General features: G+C 64.1%; 15 protein-coding genes. 6 read left to right on the forward strand and 9 right to left on the reverse strand.

Annotation, left to right across the window (positions count from 1 at the left end):
* Position 1: 1 nt before the first annotated feature.
* A complete protein-coding gene (locus FIU94_RS07245; protein WP_172975866.1) occupies positions 2-1,051 on the reverse strand; it encodes a phosphatase PAP2 family protein in 1,050 nt (349 codons plus the stop codon).
* Between the two features lie 355 nt (positions 1,052-1,406).
* On the opposite strand from FIU94_RS07245, the gene FIU94_RS07250 reads away from it, so the two are divergent.
* On the forward strand, positions 1,407-2,897 hold the full coding sequence (locus tag FIU94_RS07250) for a hypothetical protein (RefSeq protein WP_152465141.1): 1,491 nt from the start codon (positions 1,407-1,409) through the stop codon (positions 2,895-2,897).
* 136 nt (positions 2,898-3,033) lie between these two features.
* Here the strand turns inward: FIU94_RS07250 and trpS are convergent, their stop codons facing one another.
* The gene (gene trpS, locus FIU94_RS07255) at positions 3,034-4,053 is read right to left on the reverse strand and encodes a tryptophan--tRNA ligase (protein ID WP_152465142.1); all 1,020 of its coding nucleotides are present in this window, start codon (positions 4,051-4,053) and stop codon (positions 3,034-3,036) included.
* A 73-nt stretch (positions 4,054-4,126) separates the two neighbouring features.
* Here trpS and FIU94_RS07260 point away from each other — a divergent pair, with 73 nt between their 5' ends.
* The gene (locus FIU94_RS07260) at positions 4,127-4,813 is read left to right on the forward strand and encodes a rhomboid family intramembrane serine protease (RefSeq protein WP_152465143.1); all 687 of its coding nucleotides are present in this window, start codon (positions 4,127-4,129) and stop codon (positions 4,811-4,813) included.
* Positions 4,814-4,864: 51 nt separating this feature from the next.
* On the opposite strand, the gene murJ is transcribed toward FIU94_RS07260, so the two are convergent.
* From murJ to FIU94_RS07275, 3 genes are all read right to left on the reverse strand, one after another.
* Positions 4,865-6,406 (reverse strand): murein biosynthesis integral membrane protein MurJ, encoded by a 1,542-nt coding sequence (gene murJ, locus FIU94_RS07265; protein WP_152465144.1) that lies wholly within the window; start codon positions 6,404-6,406, stop codon positions 4,865-4,867.
* A 135-nt stretch (positions 6,407-6,541) separates the two neighbouring features.
* Complete coding sequence (locus FIU94_RS07270; protein WP_254702651.1) at positions 6,542-9,250, reverse strand: [protein-PII] uridylyltransferase; 2,709 nt, start codon at positions 9,248-9,250, stop codon at positions 6,542-6,544.
* 79 nt (positions 9,251-9,329) lie between these two features.
* Positions 9,330-10,514, reverse strand: coding sequence for a penicillin-binding protein activator (locus FIU94_RS07275; protein ID WP_152465146.1), 1,185 nt, complete (start codon positions 10,512-10,514; stop codon positions 9,330-9,332).
* Between the two features lie 89 nt (positions 10,515-10,603).
* Between FIU94_RS07275 and rsmI the strand changes: the two genes are divergently transcribed.
* From rsmI to FIU94_RS07295, 4 genes are read left to right on the forward strand one after another with little or no spacing between them, the layout of a single operon-like run.
* The gene (gene rsmI / locus FIU94_RS07280) at positions 10,604-11,467 is read left to right on the forward strand and encodes a 16S rRNA (cytidine(1402)-2'-O)-methyltransferase (protein WP_152465147.1); all 864 of its coding nucleotides are present in this window, start codon (positions 10,604-10,606) and stop codon (positions 11,465-11,467) included.
* A gap of 29 nt (positions 11,468-11,496) precedes the next feature.
* Positions 11,497-11,841 carry a YraN family protein gene (locus tag FIU94_RS07285; protein WP_152465148.1) on the forward strand — a complete coding sequence of 115 codons (345 nt, stop codon included), beginning with the start codon at positions 11,497-11,499 and terminating at the stop codon, positions 11,839-11,841.
* A 58-nt stretch (positions 11,842-11,899) separates the two neighbouring features.
* Positions 11,900-12,835 carry a glutathione synthase gene (gene gshB / locus FIU94_RS07290; RefSeq protein WP_152465149.1) on the forward strand — a complete coding sequence of 312 codons (936 nt, stop codon included), beginning with the start codon at positions 11,900-11,902 and terminating at the stop codon, positions 12,833-12,835.
* Complete coding sequence (locus tag FIU94_RS07295) at positions 12,832-13,758, forward strand: alpha/beta hydrolase (RefSeq protein ID WP_152465150.1); 927 nt, start codon at positions 12,832-12,834, stop codon at positions 13,756-13,758. Before gshB ends, FIU94_RS07295 begins: the two co-directional genes overlap by 4 nt.
* On the opposite strand, the gene FIU94_RS07300 is transcribed toward FIU94_RS07295, so the two are convergent.
* The 4 genes from FIU94_RS07300 to cobU are packed head-to-tail and all read right to left on the reverse strand — an operon-like array spanning position 13,724 to position 17,143.
* A complete protein-coding gene (locus FIU94_RS07300) occupies positions 13,724-15,238 on the reverse strand; it encodes a YifB family Mg chelatase-like AAA ATPase (protein ID WP_152465151.1) in 1,515 nt (504 codons plus the stop codon). The genes FIU94_RS07295 and FIU94_RS07300 overlap by 35 nt on opposite strands.
* A 54-nt stretch (positions 15,239-15,292) precedes the next feature.
* On the reverse strand, positions 15,293-15,985 hold the full coding sequence (locus FIU94_RS07305) for a glutathione S-transferase (protein WP_152465152.1): 693 nt from the start codon (positions 15,983-15,985) through the stop codon (positions 15,293-15,295).
* Between the two features lie 58 nt (positions 15,986-16,043).
* On the reverse strand, positions 16,044-16,625 hold the full coding sequence (locus tag FIU94_RS07310) for a histidine phosphatase family protein (RefSeq protein ID WP_152465153.1): 582 nt from the start codon (positions 16,623-16,625) through the stop codon (positions 16,044-16,046).
* A complete protein-coding gene (cobU, locus tag FIU94_RS07315; protein ID WP_152465154.1) occupies positions 16,622-17,143 on the reverse strand; it encodes a bifunctional adenosylcobinamide kinase/adenosylcobinamide-phosphate guanylyltransferase in 522 nt (173 codons plus the stop codon). Before cobU ends, FIU94_RS07310 begins: the two co-directional genes overlap by 4 nt.
* Between the last annotated feature and the right edge of the window lie 43 nt (positions 17,144-17,186).

Consider the following 17,186-nt stretch of genomic DNA (forward strand, 5'->3'; position numbering starts at 1 on the left):
GCTAGAAATCCGCCACGCGCATCTCGGCGCGGGCCCGCGCCCAGATATCTCGCAGAAGCGGTGACACAATCGCGGCGTTTACCGCTACCGTGCCGGGGGCGTGATCGAACGCCTTTTGCGGACCGGAAAAGCTGAGGCTGTCGAAATTGAAATCCAGCGCCGCAATGCCTGCGGTTTCCAGCCGGTAAGCACCGGTTGACGTCGCCCCGCTCAATGCGTTGACCAGATATTCGCCAATCGCCATGCCCATCGCGGCTCCGGCGAAGCTGTCCGCGGGGAAATGCACGCCCGCGACGGTACGATTTTCCGCGATGCGGGCTGCCAGCCGCATCAGCAGGCTCGCCTCGGTCGGGGGCTGCTGCGGCGCGAAGGCGGATTCCACCGAATAGGGGGTGTTGCCGGAACTGTCGGTGGACAGCGCGTGCAGCACCGTGGCCACGGCGAAGGCTTCGACCGAATGACCGCTGGGAAAGCTGGCATGGCTGGGCGGCTGAATGATGGGCTGCACGAAACCCGACATTTCATTCGGGCGGGCTGCCGACAGGTGCAGCTTGACCGGCATCTCGATGTAGGTGCCGAACCGCAGGATCGCGTCCAGCAGCATCAGCGTCCAGGGGGTGCGATTGTCGTCGAGCGACATCAACGCGCCGAAAAAGCTGAGCGTATCGGTCTGCTGGACATGAATCTCATCGAACCGCTCGTCGCGCAGGGCTGCGGCGCTCTTGACGAACCGCATCTGCCCGCGAAGGTATGCGTTCAGGGTTTCGCGCCACTGCGTCTGCCCGCCCGTGGCCTGTGGCAGCGGCAAGGTAAAGATCGGCGCGGCGGCACCCGCCTCCTGCAACACCACGTCGGTCGGCGCATTCAGGACCAGCGGTGCGAACAGCCGGTCGAGATTGTAATCCACGATATGGTTGCGAAAGAACGCCTCGTGACGCTCGAACGCTGCAAGGTCTGGCGACAGCGCGGGCAGCCCGGTGGTGGGCGAACTGGTGCGGGGGCGATGCAGGGCCGAATCCCACAGACGGGTGATCCCCTCAAAGGTCGTCATCAAGGCCGCGCTGACCTGACTGTCGCTTGCGCCCCCAGCAAAGAAGATGCCATCTCGCCCGTTGCGCCCGTTTCTTCCGTTGCGACCATTCCTGCCGTTACGGCCATTTCGACCGTTAAGTCCGCCTAGCCTCGTCATAGCACCCCTCCGAGAACCGTTGTGTTCAGTACAGCCTGCGCATAGGCTTGGGTCAACAGACACCGTGACGGGGTGCCGATACTAACGGTTTTATCACGGCTTCTGAAAGAGTTGCACGCGGGGCGGGGGCATGGCGCTGGTACGGTTCACATTGCGGGGTGATTGTCGCATCACGTCGCCGACGGGGAGCGTGTTGACCCCTCGGGGGAAGAAGGCGATGGGCCTTCTGGCCATGCTCGCCGCCAGCGACAATCACACCCGCAAGCGGCGCTGGCTTGAGGAAAAGCTGTGGAGCGACCGCGCCAGTGAACAGGCGCGTGGCAGCCTGCGCACGACATTGGTGGACATCCGCAAAAGCCTGGGCAATTTCGCAGACATCCTGGGGTCCGACAGGTCATCGGTCTGGCTGGACAGCACGCGCATCGAGACCGATCTCGAAGATAGCGACAGCAGCCGTGAATTTCTCGAAGGGCTGGTGATTCCGGATCCGGAGTTCACCGATTGGCTCATGCGCCAGCGTATGACGCTCCGGCGGCCCAGCGGAACGAACCGACCCGAAGCGCATCTGCCCGCGCGCGTGACCATACAATGTGGTGAGCCGTGGAACCTGTCTACAGCGGCAAGCGTCAAGCCGCAGATCGTCAACGATCAGGTCGGCAAGATCATCACGGATTTCATCGCGATCTCACGCCGGACCATTACAGAAACCACCGCCGACCTCGTGATCCGCACCAGTATCGAGGAAGAGGACCGGGGCGCCACGATCCTTGTGCAGGTCATCGACCCGATAAGGGACGAGATCGTCCATACCGACCACTGCTTTGCCGATGACCTGAGCTCTTTCCTGCGCAGTCAGGAACTGCTGGGCCGTTTCTGCTGGAACGTGGCCGACCTGACGCTGGAAAAACTGCCCGGATTGCAGCGCACGCAAAGCCCGCTGGTCACGCGTTCCGCCCACGTGCAGAAGGCGCTGCGCAAGGTCCTGACGTTCGACGCCGCCGAGATGCGGTCAAGCCTTGAGGTCCTTGACCTCGCCAACGACGAGATGGATGCAGGTCTCTATCTCGCGCTCAAGGCCTGGGCGATGACTTCCATGATCATGGAGGGGTTTCTGGTCGAGGATGCCGCCTCGCTGGAAGAGATTTCGGCGCTCCTTGCAAGGGCCGAGGAGCTTTCGCCCGGCGATCCGATGATGGCGGCGGTCAGCGCCAACGTGCAGGCGATCCTTTTCGAACGGCATGACAATGCGATCGGTCTGGCCCGCCGCGCACTGCGCGAGAACCCCAACAACCTGTTCGCGTTGCAGGCCATGTCGGTGGGCCGCGCCGCACGTGGAGAGCTGGAACAGGCCTATGCCCTGTCGCAGCAGAGCAAGTCGATCTCTGCCCTGTCCAAATTCGAGGCCATGTGCAACCTGCACCATGCGTTGCTGTGCATCTCGTTGCAGCGGACCGAGGAAGCGGTGGCCAGCTCGAAGCTCGCCGCGGAACGCTCGCCCGCCTATCGTGCCCCTCGGCGGCAGCTGATCGGTCTGCACGCCGCGCAGGACAAGACGGGCGAAAGCCTGAAACTGGTGAACGAACTGAAGACGATCGAGACCGACTTCAACATCGAACGCTATCTTTTCGACCACAGCTATCCGTCCAACACCCTGCGCAAATCCGGCTACCTGGACCGCGCGCGACAGACGTTGTCGGGGCGAAAGTAGGCCAGGGCGATCAGAACAGGAAATCGCCCGCGTCCAGATCCGCCCTGTTCACGCAGTACAGCGGTATCGAACTGTCTGCGACGGGTTGGCAGCGCAGCCGGGCTCAGGAACCACTGGTCTTCGTCCCCGAAGACGTTCAGCCCACCATGCCGATGATTTCGTAAGTCTTCTTGAGGACGGGCGCGGTGATGTCCCGTGCCTGTTCCGCCCCATGCGCAAGGATGCGGTCGATTTCGTCGGGTTCACTCATCAGGCGGGCCATCTCTGCCGAGATCGGGGCGAGCTTGGCCACGGCCAGGTCCGCGAGCAGGGGCTTGAACGTGCCGAATTGCTGCCCGCCGACTTCGGACAGCACCTGATCGACGCTCTGCTCGGCAAGCCCGGCGTAGATGTTCACCAGATTGCGCGCCTCGGGGCGGTCCTTCAGCCCCTCAGCCTCCGAGGGCAGGGCGTCTGGGTCGGTCTTGGCCTTGCGGATCTTCTTGGCAATCGCGTCGGCGTCGTCGGTCATGTTGATCCGGCTGGCGTCCGAAGGGTCCGATTTCGACATCTTCTTGGACCCGTCGCGCAGAGACATCACGCGGGTCGCGGCCCCCTCGATGACCGGTTCGGTCAATGGAAAGAAGTCGACACCGTAGTCATGGTTGAACTTGGCCGCGATGTCGCGGGTCAGTTCGAGATGCTGCTTCTGGTCCTCGCCGACCGGCACATGCGTCGCGTGGTAGATCAGAATATCGGCGGCCATCAGGGCGGGATAGGCAAAGAGACCGAGCGAGGCGGCCTCGGCATTCTTGCCGGCCTTGTCCTTCCACTGGGTCATCCGCCCCATCCAGCCCATCCGGGCCACGCAGTTGAAGATCCAGGCGAGCTGGGCGTGTTCGGGCACCTGGCTTTGGTTGATCAGGATGGATTTTTCGGGGCTGATCCCGCTGGCGATGAAACCCGCGGCCAGTTCGCGCGTATTGCGGCGCAGCACGTCGGGTTCAAGGAATTTCGCCGTGATCGCGTGCAGGTCGACCATGCAATAGATCGTCTCGAAGTCCTCGTCCTGCATCGACACGAACCGCTTGATCGCGCCAAGATAGTTGCCCAGCGTCAGGCCGCCCGAGGGTTGGATCCCGGAAAACACGCGCGGGGTGAAGGATGTCTCGGACATGGGCGACCTCTGGGGCTGGAAATAGCGGTGGGCACGGCTTACTCATGGGGGCCAATCCCGTCAAGGAGCGCCCATGTCCGCACCCGACTTCCAGCCGCCGGTCAACCCCATGCCCCCGGCCGTGATCCTGTTGTTCGTTGCCATCGCCGGGGTCGAGGCGGGGCTGAGCCTTGGCGAGGCCGGTCTGATCGGCGGTCCCGGCGCCGTGGGCTGGCGACTGGGCCTGATCCGCGACTATGGGTTTTCCGGGCAGATCTTCGACTGGATGATAGCCAATCGGCAATTTCCGCTGCCCGAACTGCTGCGGCTGTTGAGCTATCCTTTCGTTCACCTGAGTTTCACACACGGCATCTTTGCCATGGTGCTGCTGCTGGCGCTGGGCAAGATGGTCGCCGAGGTGATGGGGCAGGTGGCCTTTGTTCTCATTTTTGTCCTCTCAGGGGTCGGCGGGGCGGTTGTCTATGGGCTGCTGCTGGACAATCCGATGTGGCTGACCGGGGCCTATCCCAACGTCTATGGCCTGATCGGCGCCTATACCTTTGTGCTGTGGCGGTCGCTGGGGCGGACCGGCGAGCCGCAGGCGCGGGCGTTCACCCTGATCGGGCTCCTGATGGGGCTTCAGTTGCTCTGGGGCGTGTTCTTTGAGGTCGGTATGCTCTGGGTGGCGGAGCTTGCGGGGTTTTTCTGCGGGTTTGCGTTGTGTTTCCTGTTGGCGCCGGGAGAATGGGCGCGGATGCGCGCCGGTCTCAGGCGGCGGTGAGAGCTGCACCGCCGGATTGAAGTATTTTTGGCATAAAGAAGCGGGGGCTGCTCACCCGCGGCGCAGGGCACGTCTGAATTCCGAGAGCCTGAAGGCCCCGATCAGCTGTCCCACGCCGAAGTAGCTGACCATGCCCACCAGGATGAGCAGCACCAGCGCCAGGCCGCGCCACCAGGGCATGCCGAGAAAGGGCTGAAGGGCGACATTGGCAGCCCAGAGGCACAGGCCCATCACCGCCGAAGCCGCCAGCACCCGCCAGATGCGGCTGTGAAACCGGCTGTCGAATTTCGCCGCTTCGCCGTAGCTGCGCGCGCCGATGGCGAGACAGGCGAACATGGCCCAACCCGCGATCGTTGCTGCGATGGCAGGCGAGACCCAGCCGACCAGCGGTGCGAGGCCGATGGCAAGCGCGGCGTTCACCACCATTGCGACGAGCGCAAAGTAGAACGGTCGCCGTGTATCTTCACGCGCGAAATATATCGGCTGTAGGATCTTTTGCAGCACAAAGGCCGGCAGACCCAGGCCGTAGATCGTCACCGCCGTCGCGATGGCGGCGCTGTCGTCCACGTCGGACGCGCCGCGCTGGAACAGTACCGTCACCAAGGCCAGCGGCACGACCACCAGCGCCACGGCTGACGGGATGGTCAGTGCCAGCGATATTTCGGCCGCCCTGCTGAGTGCACCGCGCGCGCCCGCGTCGTCACCTGCACGCAGGCGGCGCGACAGGTCGGGCAGCAGCACGACGCCTACGGCGATACCCACCACGCCAAGCGGGAGCTGATAAAGCCGGTCTGCCGCAAAAAGCCAGGACACCGCGCTGTCGTACTGGCTGGCCACCAGCTGGCCGACCACCAGGTTGATCTGCATGACGCCCGAGGCGAGCGCGGCGGGCAGGGCGATCACGATCATGTTGCGCATGTCGGGGGTCCACCGGGGCCGACCGGGGCGCAGGGAAAACCCGGCATCAGCGGCGGCGCGCCAGGTCAGGGCCAACTGCGCGACCCCCGCCAGGGGTATCGACCAGATCAGCCAGTTCACCACAACACCGCCGGTCAGCGCACCGATCGTCATCGCGGTGATCACAAAGATGTTCAGCAGCACCGGTGCTGCCGCCGCAACCGCAAAGCGGCCTGTGGCATTCAGGATGCCGGAAAACAGGGCGGACAGGGACATGCACAGAATGTAGGGAAACACGATGCGCCCGAAGCCCACGGTCATGTCGAAACGCGCATCCCCGGCAAAGCCTTCGGCGGTGGCCCAGACCAGCGCGGGCATGAAGATCATCCCCAGACCGGTCAGCACCAGGACAACCATCCCCAACCCGTTGAACGCGTCGCGGGCAAAACTGGCGGCACCTTCTTCGCCTTCCAGCTTTTTGGCGAACATGGGCACAAAGGCCGCGTTGAACGCCCCTTCGGCAAAGAAGCGGCGGAACATGTTGGGCAGGCGGAAGGCGGCGACAAAGGCATCCATCACCGGCCCCGGACCGATGAGCGACAAAAGCAGCACTTCGCGCAGGAAACCCAGAATGCGGCTGAGCAGGGTCCAGACCCCCACGGTGAAAAAGCCAGACATTAGGCGGATGGGTTTCATGGATGCCTCGGAGAATTGCGCTGCGCTTTGCCTAGCCGTTGCCGAGATGCCGCGCAATGGGGCGGCGTGTGCAGGAATTCGGGAGTTTTCCGGCAGATGTCGCAACGGTCGGGCCGACCTCTAGGTCAACACGGCCTAATTCTCCGCCCGTTCCGCGCCTTCCGCAATCGCCTCGCGCAGGCGCTTTTTCAGCATCTTCTGCTTGGAGACCGTGTGGTATTTCAGGCCGAACATGTCCTTGACGTAGAAGGTGTCGACCACCTGCGCGCCGTAGGTGGCGATCACGGCATTGGCGATATAGACGTTTGCCCCTGCCAGTGTGCGCGTCAGATCGTAGAGCAGCCCAGGCCGGTCGCGGGTATCGACCTCGATGATGGTGTAAATCTCCGATCCCTCGTTGTCGAAGGTGATCGACGTGGGCACGCGAAACGCCTTTTCGCGTTTCTTGACCTTGTCGCGGGATTTCAACGCATCGCGCGCCACGACTTCGCCGCGCAGGGTCTTGGCGATCATCTGGCGCAGGCGCGGCAGCTTGGAGGATTCGTAGGCGTTGCCCTCCGCGTCCTGAATCCAGAAGGCATCGGTCACGAAACCATCCTTGGTGGTGTAGCTGCGCGCGTCCACGACATTGGCACCGACCAGCGCCAAAGCCCCCGCAAGGCGCGAAAATATACCCGGATGGTCAGCCATGACGAAACAGGCGCGGGTGGCGTCCCGGTCCTCGTCCGGGTGCAGGTCGATGAGCACATCGCCGTCGTCGATATCACGCAGCATCTTGGCAAAAGCGACATGGGCGGTGACATGCAGCCCCTGCCAGTAGGGGGGATAATGCCGCGCCTTTTCCGCCTTGAGGTCCTTGGCAGGCCAATCCGACAAAGCCTCTTTCAAAGCCTTGCGGGCTTCGGCGCCACGGTTTTCGCGGTTGATGTCCTCCAGCCCCGTCTGCAGGCCACGCTTGGTCTGCCGGTAAAGCGCGCGGATCAGAACCGCCTTCCAGTTGTTCCAGGTGTTGGGTCCCACGCCGCGGATGTCGCAGACCGTCAGCACGCACAAAAGGTCCAGTCGCCGGACCGTCTGCACCGCCTTGGCAAAGTCGCGCACCGTGCGCGGGTCGGCAATGTCGCGTTTCTGCGCCATGTCCGACATCAGCAGGTGATAGCGGACCAGCCATTCCACGGTATCCACATCCGCCCGCGACAGGCCCAGACGGGGCGCGATCTTGCGCGCCATCTTGGCCCCCAGCACGGAGTGATCTTCGGGACGGCCCTTGGCGATGTCGTGCAGCAGCAGGGCGGTGTAGATCACCTTGCGGTTCACGCCCCGCTTGAGGATGGAAGAAGCGACAGGAAGCTCCTCGACCAGTTCCTGCTTTTCGATCTTGGCCAGATTGGCGATGCATTGGATCGTGTGCTCGTCCACGGTATAGCTGTGATACATGTTGAACTGCATCATCGCGACGATGGGTTCGAATTCAGGGATGAAGGCGGCCAGAACGCCCAGTTCGTTCATCCGCCGCAGGGCCCTTTCCGGGTTGCCATGCTTCAGCAGCAGATCGAAGAAGATGCGCTGTGCCTCGGGCGTCTCGCGCAGCTCGTCGTCGATGAGATGCAGGTTCGCCTTGATCAGGCGCATGGCGTCGGGGTGGATCAGCATGCCGGTGCGCAGCCCCTCCTCGAAGATGCGCAGCATGTTCAGCTTGTCCGAGAGAAAGGCGGAATCGTCCGATATGGCGATCCGGTTGTGCACGACCTCGTAGCCGTCCTTGACCTTGGGGCGGCGGCGGAAGAAGCGTTCCAGCAGCGGTTCCGCCTTGACGTGGATCGCTTCGAGGCTGGACAGGAAGATGCGGGTCAGATCCCCCACGACGGTGGCGTGGCGGAAATAGGCCTGCATGAACACCTCGACCCCGCGTCTGCCGCTGGTGTCCTGGTATCCCATCGCCTCCGCCACCTGGACCTGGACATCAAAGGTGAGCTGTTCGGTGGCGCGACCGGCCAGCAGGTGCAGATGGCCCCGCACGGCCCAAAGGAAATCCTCCGCCTCCCGGAAGGTGTTGTATTCATCCGGGCGGAACACGCCCTTGTCCACCAGATCCCAGATCCGGTCGACGTGGTAGATCAGTTTGGCGATCCAGAACAGCGAATGCAGGTCGCGCAGGCCGCCTTTGCCCTCTTTTACGTTGGGCTCCACCACATATCGCTGGCCCTGTTTGAGGTGCCGCTTGTCCCGTTCTTCCAGCTTTGCTTCGATGAAATCGCGGCCTTTGCCGTCAAAGAGATCACTGGCCAGCCTCTCGTCCAGTGTCCGGGAGAGTTCTGTGTCGCCCGCGATGGGGCGGTGTTCCAGCAGGGCGGTCTGGATGGTGAAATCCTCGGCCCCCAGGCGGATGCAGTCGCGCACCGTCCGGGTGGCATGGCCCACCTTCATCTTCAGGTCCCACAGGATATAGAGCATGCTTTCCACCACGCTCTCGGTCCAGGCTGTGGCCTTGTAGGGGATCAGGAACAGCAGATCGACGTCAGAATAGGGGGCCATTTCACCCCGACCGTAGCCGCCGACGCCGATCACCGACAGGCGCTCGCCATCCGTCGGGTTGGGATTGGGGTGCAGATGGCGGGTGGCGATGTCAAGCGCGGTGCTGACCAGATGGTCGGTCAGATAGGTGTAGGCGCGGGTCATGCCCCTTGCATCGAACGGAGATGCGGCGAAGCTCTTGGCGATCTCGGCGCGGCCATTGTCCTGCACCTTGCGCAGAACCTCCACCGCTGCGGCGCGACGTGCGTTTGGATCGGCAGTGTCGCAGACGTCTTGCAGGGCGGCCTGCACGGCGGTCGCGTCAAAGATCAACTCCGGCGCGCAGATCAGGCGCGGATCGGTGTCCGCGCCTGAGGATGATTTTGCGAGTGAAACGGTCACTTCGGCGTCAGAAGCCTGCGCCGCCGAAGGCCTGGGGTGCCGCGTCGATGATGACGACCTGCTTGTTGCGAATTGTCGCCACCGCGAGGCCGCGCTCATTGGTGCCGTTCCGGTTCAGGCGGAAGATGCCGCTGGCGCCGCGGAACCCTGCCCCCTGGGTCAGCGATGCCGCTGAAAGGGCAGAGGATTTGCCGCTTTTGGCCAGTGCGCCAACCGCCGCGATCCCGTCGAAGGCGAGACCGGCAAGCGGGTGCGGGTCGGACTGGTAGGCCGCGCTGTATTTCTGCCGGAAGACACCGGAGGCGCCCGGATCGGGCAGCGCGAACCATCCGCCCTGGACGCCGGGCAGCGCCAGCGTGGCAGGCGGAATGTCCCAGCGGGTCAGGCCGATGTACTGCGTGGCGGGGCCCTGTATTCCCGCCTCGGGCAGCAGTTGCGCGAACAAGGGCAGGGCGCTGGCGGAGGAGGTGGTCAGGAACACGGCGTTGGCATTGCCGCCTTCCACCGCCGCCTTGACCCGCGGAATGGAGGCGATGACGGATTCCTGGCTCAACGCGTAGTCGACGCTGCCCGCAAGTGTCGCGCCATTCGCCGCAATTGCCTGTTCGATGGCGGTGCGGCCCAGCTGTCCGGCGACATCCTGTCCACTGACGACCACGATGCGGTCCTTACCGGTCCGCTTGGCATAGCCCACAAGGCGGTTGGCGGTGGTATCAAAGGTCGGCCCCAGGACAAAGACGTTGCCCCCCGCAATGGTCGGGTTGTTGGAGAACGACAGAACATTGACCCCCTGGGAGGCGACGGCGACACCCGCCGCATTGGCGGATTCGGCATAGACCGGCCCGAGAATGATCTTGGCGCCTTCGTTCACGGCCTGAGCGGCCACGCTCGCTGCCGTGCCGGCATTGCCCGCGGTGCCGTAGACCCGCAAGTCCACCTGCACACCGTCAAGGTCGCGAATGGCCAGCCGTGCCGCGTTTTCAAGATTCTGCGCCAGCAGGTTGTCGCCGGCCGAACCGCCGCGCGGCACCAGCAGGGCAACGGGGATCGGGGCGCTGGTATCGATCCTCGGGCCGCTGTTACCGGCGATGCCGCCCATTGCGATCGGCTCGCATGCGGCCAGGATCAAGGCAAAAAGCGGCAGAAACAGCAGCCGCAACTTCTTGCGGCCTGCATCGAAAAAAGCAATCATGTCGAACTCACTCCCCGGGTGATCTGGCGGCGTCGCGACGCCGGTGTGTGTCCTGCGGGATCATAGAGTGTGGGAAAGGCGGGTCCAGCGTGAATTATGACAAAACCCCCTTGTCGGCGGGTTTGTACTTTGTCGGGGTGCCCATCGGCACGGCCCGCGACATCACCCTGCGGGCGCTGGATGTGCTGGCCAGCGCCGATGTACTGGCGGCGGAAGACACCCGCAGCCTGCGCCGTCTGATGGACATCCACGGCGTGCCTTTGAACAATCGCCGGATCGTGGCGATGCACGATCACAGCGGTGCAGGCGTGACCGAAAAGCTGCTGGAAGACATCAGGGCGGGCCGCGCTGTGGCCTATGCGTCCGAAGCGGGGATGCCGTTGATCGCCGATCCGGGGTTCGAACTGGCGCGGGCGGTCGCGAAGGCAGGCCTGCCCATGACCTGCGCGCCCGGCCCTTCGGCGCTGCCCACCGCTTTGGCGCTGGGCGGCTTGCCGACCGATGCGTTCTTCTTCGCGGGTTTCCTGCCCAATGCCGCCACCGCCCGCAAGGCCGCGATGGACACCCTGCGCGAGATACCCGGCACGCTGGTATTCTACGAATCCCCGAAACGGCTGGGTGCCATGCTGCGCGACGCGGCCGAGGTGCTTGGCGCCTATAGAGAGGCGGCTGTCTGCCGGGAATTGACCAAGAAGTTCGAAGAAATTCAGCGCGCGCCATTGGGCACATTGGCCGAGCGATATGCCGGGTCTCCGCCCAAGGGCGAGATCGTGGTTCTGGTGGATCGGGGTCGTTCAGAAACTGTTAATGAAATTGACCTAGAAACGGAGTTGAGCGGCGCATTGTCGGAAATGTCGATGCGAGATGCGGTCGATTTGGTATCGCAGGCGCATGGATTGCCGCGGCGCAAGGTGTATCAGGCTGCCCTGGCGATGGGAAAGGATGAAACGTGACCGGATCTGCCAGAACCTACAGGGGCGCGATGGCTTACCAGGCTGGGGTCGCGGCGGAAAATCGGATTGCGCAGGACTACGAAAGGCGCGGTTTTGCCTTGGCACGCAGGCGGTGGCGCGGCAAGGGCGGGGAGATTGATCTGATCCTGCGCGATGGTGACGGGTTGATCTTTGTCGAAGTCAAGCAAGCGCGTGATTTCGACCGGGCCGCGTGCAGCCTGTCTGCCCGGCAGATGCAGCGCATCTATCTGGCAGCCGAAGAATTCCTTGGATCAGAGCCTGCGGGCACACTGACCGAAACGCGATTCGACGTCGCACTGGTCGATTCGCAGGGACAGATGCGGATCATCGAAAACGCCTTTGGTCACGGCTGACCCATTGCGCCCGCCGTCCCGCTGCGCCATCTAAGAGGCAAGCAGCAGGGATTGACCGATGAAAATTGCCTTTCAAATGGATCCGATCGGGGATGTGAACATCAACGCGGACAGCAGCTTCCGCCTTGCCGAAGAAGCGCAGGCGCGCGGGCATGACCTTTTCTTTTACGGGCCTGATGATCTGGCCTACGAGGAGGGAAGGATCACCGCGCGGGGGCATGACTTCACCGTGCAGCGGGTACAGGGCGATCACGCCCATTTCGGGCCCCGCCGCGAAGTCGACCTTGCGGAATTCGACGTGGTCTGGCTGCGCCAGGACCCGCCGTTCGACATGCATTACATCACCACCACGCACCTGCTGGACCGGCTGAAAGGCACGACACTGGTAGTCAATGATCCTTTCTGGGTGCGCAATTACCCTGAGAAACTGCTTGTGCTGGATTTTCCCCATCTCACGCCGCCCACCACGATTGCCAGAGACCTGGAAACCATCAAGGCGTTCAAGGCCAGGCATGGCGACATCATCCTGAAGCCGCTCTACGGCAATGGCGGTGCGGGGGTGTTCCGTCTGGATGAAAACGACCGAAACCTGACGTCGCTGCACGAATTGTTTACCGGATTCTCACGCGAGCCCTTGATCGTACAGAAATTTCTGCCTGCGGTTTCCAAGGGCGACAAACGTGTGATCCTCGTTGACGGGGAGGCCGCGGGCGCGATCAACCGGGTTCCTGCCGAAGGCGAGACCCGGTCGAACATGCATGTGGGCGGTCGCCCGGAAAAGGTCGGCCTGACTGATCGCGACCGCGAGATCTGCGCGGCCATCGGCCCGCTGCTCAAGGAGAAAGGCCAGATTTTCGTCGGCATCGACGTGATCGGCGATTATCTGACAGAGATCAATGTGACGTCGCCCACCGGCATTCAGGAGCTGGAGCGGTTCGACGGCGTAAACATCGCCGGCAAGATCTGGGAGGCGATCGAGGCGCGCCGCGCATGAGCCTGCTGCGCCCGGTCCTCAACGCCTACCTGAGACTGGTGGAGAAGCCGCGTCTGGCGCGGAGCAGTGCGCCGGAGCAGATGCGCGGCAACCTGGAACGCCAGGCACGCCTCTTCTTTCGCGCGCCCCGCGGCACCCGACAAAACTGGCAGATCCTTCAGGCCGGAGAGCGTCGTGTCGAGGCGCTGGAAGTGGTGCCGCGTGATCTGGCGTCGGACGCCGTCATCCTGTATATCCATGGCGGCGCTTTCGTCTTTGGCAGCCCCGGCACCCATGCGGCGATGCTGGGGCGGATCGCGGCCCTGTCGGGAACACGCGCGGTTCTGCCGCGATATCGGCTCGCGCCCGAATCCCCCTTTCCCGCCGCCGCCGACGACGTTCGCGCCGCCTGGGACGGGCTGATCGCCGCCGGTGTCGATCCGGCCCGTGTGGTGCTGGGCGGCGATAGTGCGGGCGGGACGCTGGCGCTGGGCCTGCTGTCACAGCTGTTGCAGGAAGGGGCGGCCCGCCCCGCCGGAGTTTTCTGTTTTTCCCCGCTCACCGACCTGACGTATTCAGGCGACAGCTTTCGCCAGAACGCGCGGGCCGAAGCGATCCTTGTGGCGAGCCGCGCCGCAGAACTTGCTGACATGTATCTCGCTGGCCGCCGGGCCGACGACCCGGCGGTCAGCCCGCTGTTCGCCGATTTCGCCGGGGCCGCGCCGGTCTGGCTGACGGTGGGCGACACCGAGATCCTGCGCGACGATTCGCACCGGATGGCTGCGCATCTGCGCGCGCAGGGCGTCGACGTCAGTTTGACCGAGGCGCACGACCTGCCGCATGTCTGGCCCATATTTCACAACAGCCTGCCTGAGGCGCGGCACTCCCTGCGGGACGTGTCGGTCTGGATCAGGCAACGGCTGGAGACGGCAGCCGAAAGCTGACAGCTTCGGCGATATGCGGTTTGCGTACGGTTTCAGACCCATCGAGGTCTGCGATGGTGCGGGCGACCCGGATCACCCTGTGATAGCCGCGCGCCGACAGGTGGAACCGTTCGGCGACCCTGGTCAGCAGTGCACGGGCTTCGGTGTCCGGGGTGGCGATCTGCTCCAGCATTTCGCCTTCGGCGTCGGCATTGACCAGCATGCCCGCGTGATCTCTGAACCTTTCGGTCTGAAGGGCGCGGGCGGCGGCGACGCGGGCGGCTACCTCGGCCGAGCTTTCGCCATTGCTGGGCAGGTCGAGGTCGCTGAAGGCGACAGGCGGCACATCGACGCGCAGGTCGAACCGGTCCATCAACGGGCCAGAGATGCGGCCCATGTAATCTTCGCCACATTGAGGCACCCGGGCGCAGGCGCGGGCCGGGTCACTGAGGTAGCCGCATTTGCAGGGGTTGGCCGCAGCCACCAGCATGAAGCGGCAGGGATATTTCACATGCGCATTCACCCGCGCGATCATCACTTCGCCGGTCTCGATGGGCTGGCGCAACGTCTCCAGCACGGTGCGGGGGAATTCGGGGAATTCATCCATGAACAGCACGCCATTGTGGGCCAGCGATACCTCGCCGGGGCGCGCCTGCCGCCCGCCGCCGATGATCGCCGCCATGGAGGCGGTGTGATGCGGTTCACGAAACGGTCGTGCGCGCGATATTCCACCCTCGTCCAGCAGACCGGCGAGGGAATGGATCATCGAGGTATCGAGCGCCTCCGCCGGGGTCAGGGGCGGCAGGATCGAGGGGAGACGCGCGGCCAGCATGCTCTTGCCCGACCCGGGGGTGCCCACCAACATCAGGTGATGACGTCCCGCTGCTGCGATTTCCAGGGCGCGCTTGGCGCGTTCCTGACCTTTGACCTCGCGCAGGTCGCGGCCCTGGGGCAGATCGGACACTTCGCCCGGTTCGGCGGGAGAGAGCGGGGCCTGCCCGGTGTAGTGGCGCACAACGTCGCCCAGCGTGGCTGCGGCGATCACCTGTGTCTTGCCGACCCAGGCTGCCTCTGCCCCCGACCCGGCGGGGCAGAGCAGGCTGCGATCCTGCTCTGCCGCGGCCATCGCCGCGGGCAGCGCCCCCACCACTGGAACCAGCGTGCCGTCCAGCGACAATTCGCCCAAGGCCACGACATCCTGCACGATGTCGTCGGGCAGGATGTCCAGCGCCGCCAGCAGCGACAGGGCGATGGGCAGGTCGAAATGGCTGCCCTCCTTGGGCAGATCCGCGGGGCTGAGGTTGACGGTGATCCGCTTGGAGGGCAACGCGATGGCCATGGAGGTCAGAGCCGTGCGCACCCGGTCGCGTGCCTCGGACACGGCCTTGTCCGGCAAGCCCACGATGGAAAACGCGGGCAGACCTGCGGTGACGGCACATTGCACCTCGACCATCCGCGCTTCCACACCTTGGAACGCGACAGTGTAGGCGCGCGAAACCATCTTTCCCCTTTCGAATCCCTGGTTAAGGGTTAGGCAAGGTTGGTTTAAGAATGGTTAACGCGGATCGTCGCCCGGCCAGGGTGCAGTGTCCGTGCCCATGTCGTAGGGGAACGGGTCATAGGTCGTCTTCAATCCCTCGGCACGCCAGGCCCGGAATGCGGGGTCGTCGATTGCCGTCTCGCAATAGCGGCGCGCGGCGTCGGAGACGGGCAAATCGTATCCGACGATACGGGCCGCCACCGGCGCATAAAACACATCGGCAAGCGAATAGGCCCCGAACAGCCATTGCCCCCGAACCGGCGCGTTCCGCATGGCATGGGTCCAGAGCGTCTCCAGCCGGTCGAGGTCGGCGCGGACGGCGTCGGACACGGCGAACCCCTTGTTGACGTGCTGCAATTGCATCGGGCAGCTGCCGCGCAGCGCGCCGAAGCCCGACGTCATCGCGGCGCAAAGCCAGCGTGCGGTCGCCCGTGCGGCGGGATCTGCGGGCCACATGCCGGCGTTGGGATGCCGCTCGGCCAGGGTTTCGGCCATCGCCAGCGACTCGCCCACCACGGTTCCTTCGGGTGTGCGCAGCACCGGGACCAATGTGGCAGGGGCCAGGGGGGCCAGATCCGCGCTCATGGTGCCGCTGTAAAGGCCGACCATGTGCGTCTGATACGGCAGGTGGAATTTCTCCAGCATCAGCCATCCCCGGAGGGACCAGCTGGAGAAGGTGCGATCGCCGATGAAAAGGTCATATGTCATGACCGCAGTTAGCTTGCTTTCGAACTTTCCGGCAAACGCCGAATTGTGCGGTGGACCATCACGGGCGGTGATTGATCCGCCGGACCGTCCAGGTGCCCTGATGGCAATGCACCTCGGTCACTGACAGGTTGTCGATCTTGTGGGCCATCGCCTGTGTCGCGGATACCCCCAGCGCCCGCTGGACCTGTGTCAGGATGACGCCGAAATGCGCCACGGCGATGATATGCGCTTCCGGATGGCTGGCGTTCAGCGTATCGACGGCGCGGTTGACCCGCGCGGCGGCGTCGTTCCAGCTTTCCCCGCCGGGCGCGGTTATGTCGCCAGGGGTTTCCCAATAGGCGCGGGACAGTTCCGGATGGGTCTTTTCGATCTCGGTGAAATGTTTCCCGTCCCAGTCGCCAAAATGCAGTTCCCGCAGGTCGTCCCGATGTGGCAGGCGATGGCGGGCCTGTGTCTCAAGCGCGTCTGCCGTGGTGATCGACCGGCTCAGGTCGGAAGACACGATCAACGCGGTGTCCGGCAGGAAACGGGTCAGCCGTGTCAGGCGCGGCGTGTCAGACAGGTCGGCCGGAACATCGCGCCAGCCGACAAACGTCTTTTCGTGCGTTGGGCCGTGCCTGATCCAGTGCCAGGTGGTCACGGCAACTGCCCCTTGAGCGCCAGCGGCAGACCCGCCGTCACCTGCACCACCAGCGCCGCCTCTTGCGCGAGCAGGATGTTCAGACGCCCCTGTGCCTCGCGAAAGCGGCGGGCCAGTGCATTGTCGGGGACGATCCCGTGCCCGACCTCGTTCGAGACGATGACCCAGGGCGCGGCACAGGTGCGCAGCGCAGCCAGCAGCGCGTCTTGTGCAGCGGCAATATCATTTCCGTCCATCATGTGATTGGTCAGCCACATGGTCGCGCAGTCGATCAGAACATGATCCTGCGCGGTCACATCGGCCAGCGCGGGCCCCAGGTCGAGCGGGGCGTCCACGGTGCGCCACCGGGCATCGCGCCGTTTCCTGTGGATTGCGACCTTTTGCGCCACCTCGTCATCGAAAACCCGACTGGTGGCAAGGTAAACCATCGGACGCCCGCCTTTTTCCAGCATTGCTTCGGCCCAGCCAGATTTCCCCGACGCGGCTCCTCCTAGGACAAGTGCGGTTTGCGTCAACATTTTTCTCCTCCCGCTCGGAACCAATGCGCCGCGTCATGCGTAC

The sequence above is a fragment of the Sulfitobacter sp. THAF37 genome, from assembly GCF_009363555.1.
GTDB lineage: Bacteria > Pseudomonadota > Alphaproteobacteria > Rhodobacterales > Rhodobacteraceae > Sulfitobacter.

Coding starts and splice junctions, on each gene's coding strand:
- trpS (WP_152465142.1), bottom strand. CDS start 4,053: ATGTCCGAGACATCCTTCACCCCGCGCGTGTTTTCCGGGATCCAACCC.
- FIU94_RS07250 (WP_152465141.1), top strand. CDS start 1,407: ATGGGCCTTCTGGCCATGCTCGCCGCCAGCGACAATCACACCCGCAAG.
- FIU94_RS07275 (WP_152465146.1), bottom strand. CDS start 10,514: ATGATTGCTTTTTTCGATGCAGGCCGCAAGAAGTTGCGGCTGCTGTTT.
- FIU94_RS07260 (WP_152465143.1), top strand. CDS start 4,127: ATGTCCGCACCCGACTTCCAGCCGCCGGTCAACCCCATGCCCCCGGCC.
- cobU (WP_152465154.1), bottom strand. CDS start 17,143: ATGTTGACGCAAACCGCACTTGTCCTAGGAGGAGCCGCGTCGGGGAAA.
- gshB (WP_152465149.1), top strand. CDS start 11,900: ATGAAAATTGCCTTTCAAATGGATCCGATCGGGGATGTGAACATCAAC.
- murJ (WP_152465144.1), bottom strand. CDS start 6,406: ATGAAACCCATCCGCCTAATGTCTGGCTTTTTCACCGTGGGGGTCTGG.
- FIU94_RS07245 (WP_172975866.1), bottom strand. CDS start 1,051: ATGACGACCTTTGAGGGGATCACCCGTCTGTGGGATTCGGCCCTGCAT.
- FIU94_RS07285 (WP_152465148.1), top strand. CDS start 11,497: ATGGCTTACCAGGCTGGGGTCGCGGCGGAAAATCGGATTGCGCAGGAC.
- FIU94_RS07300 (WP_152465151.1), bottom strand. CDS start 15,238: ATGGTTTCGCGCGCCTACACTGTCGCGTTCCAAGGTGTGGAAGCGCGG.
- FIU94_RS07295 (WP_152465150.1), top strand. CDS start 12,832: ATGAGCCTGCTGCGCCCGGTCCTCAACGCCTACCTGAGACTGGTGGAG.
- FIU94_RS07305 (WP_152465152.1), bottom strand. CDS start 15,985: ATGACATATGACCTTTTCATCGGCGATCGCACCTTCTCCAGCTGGTCC.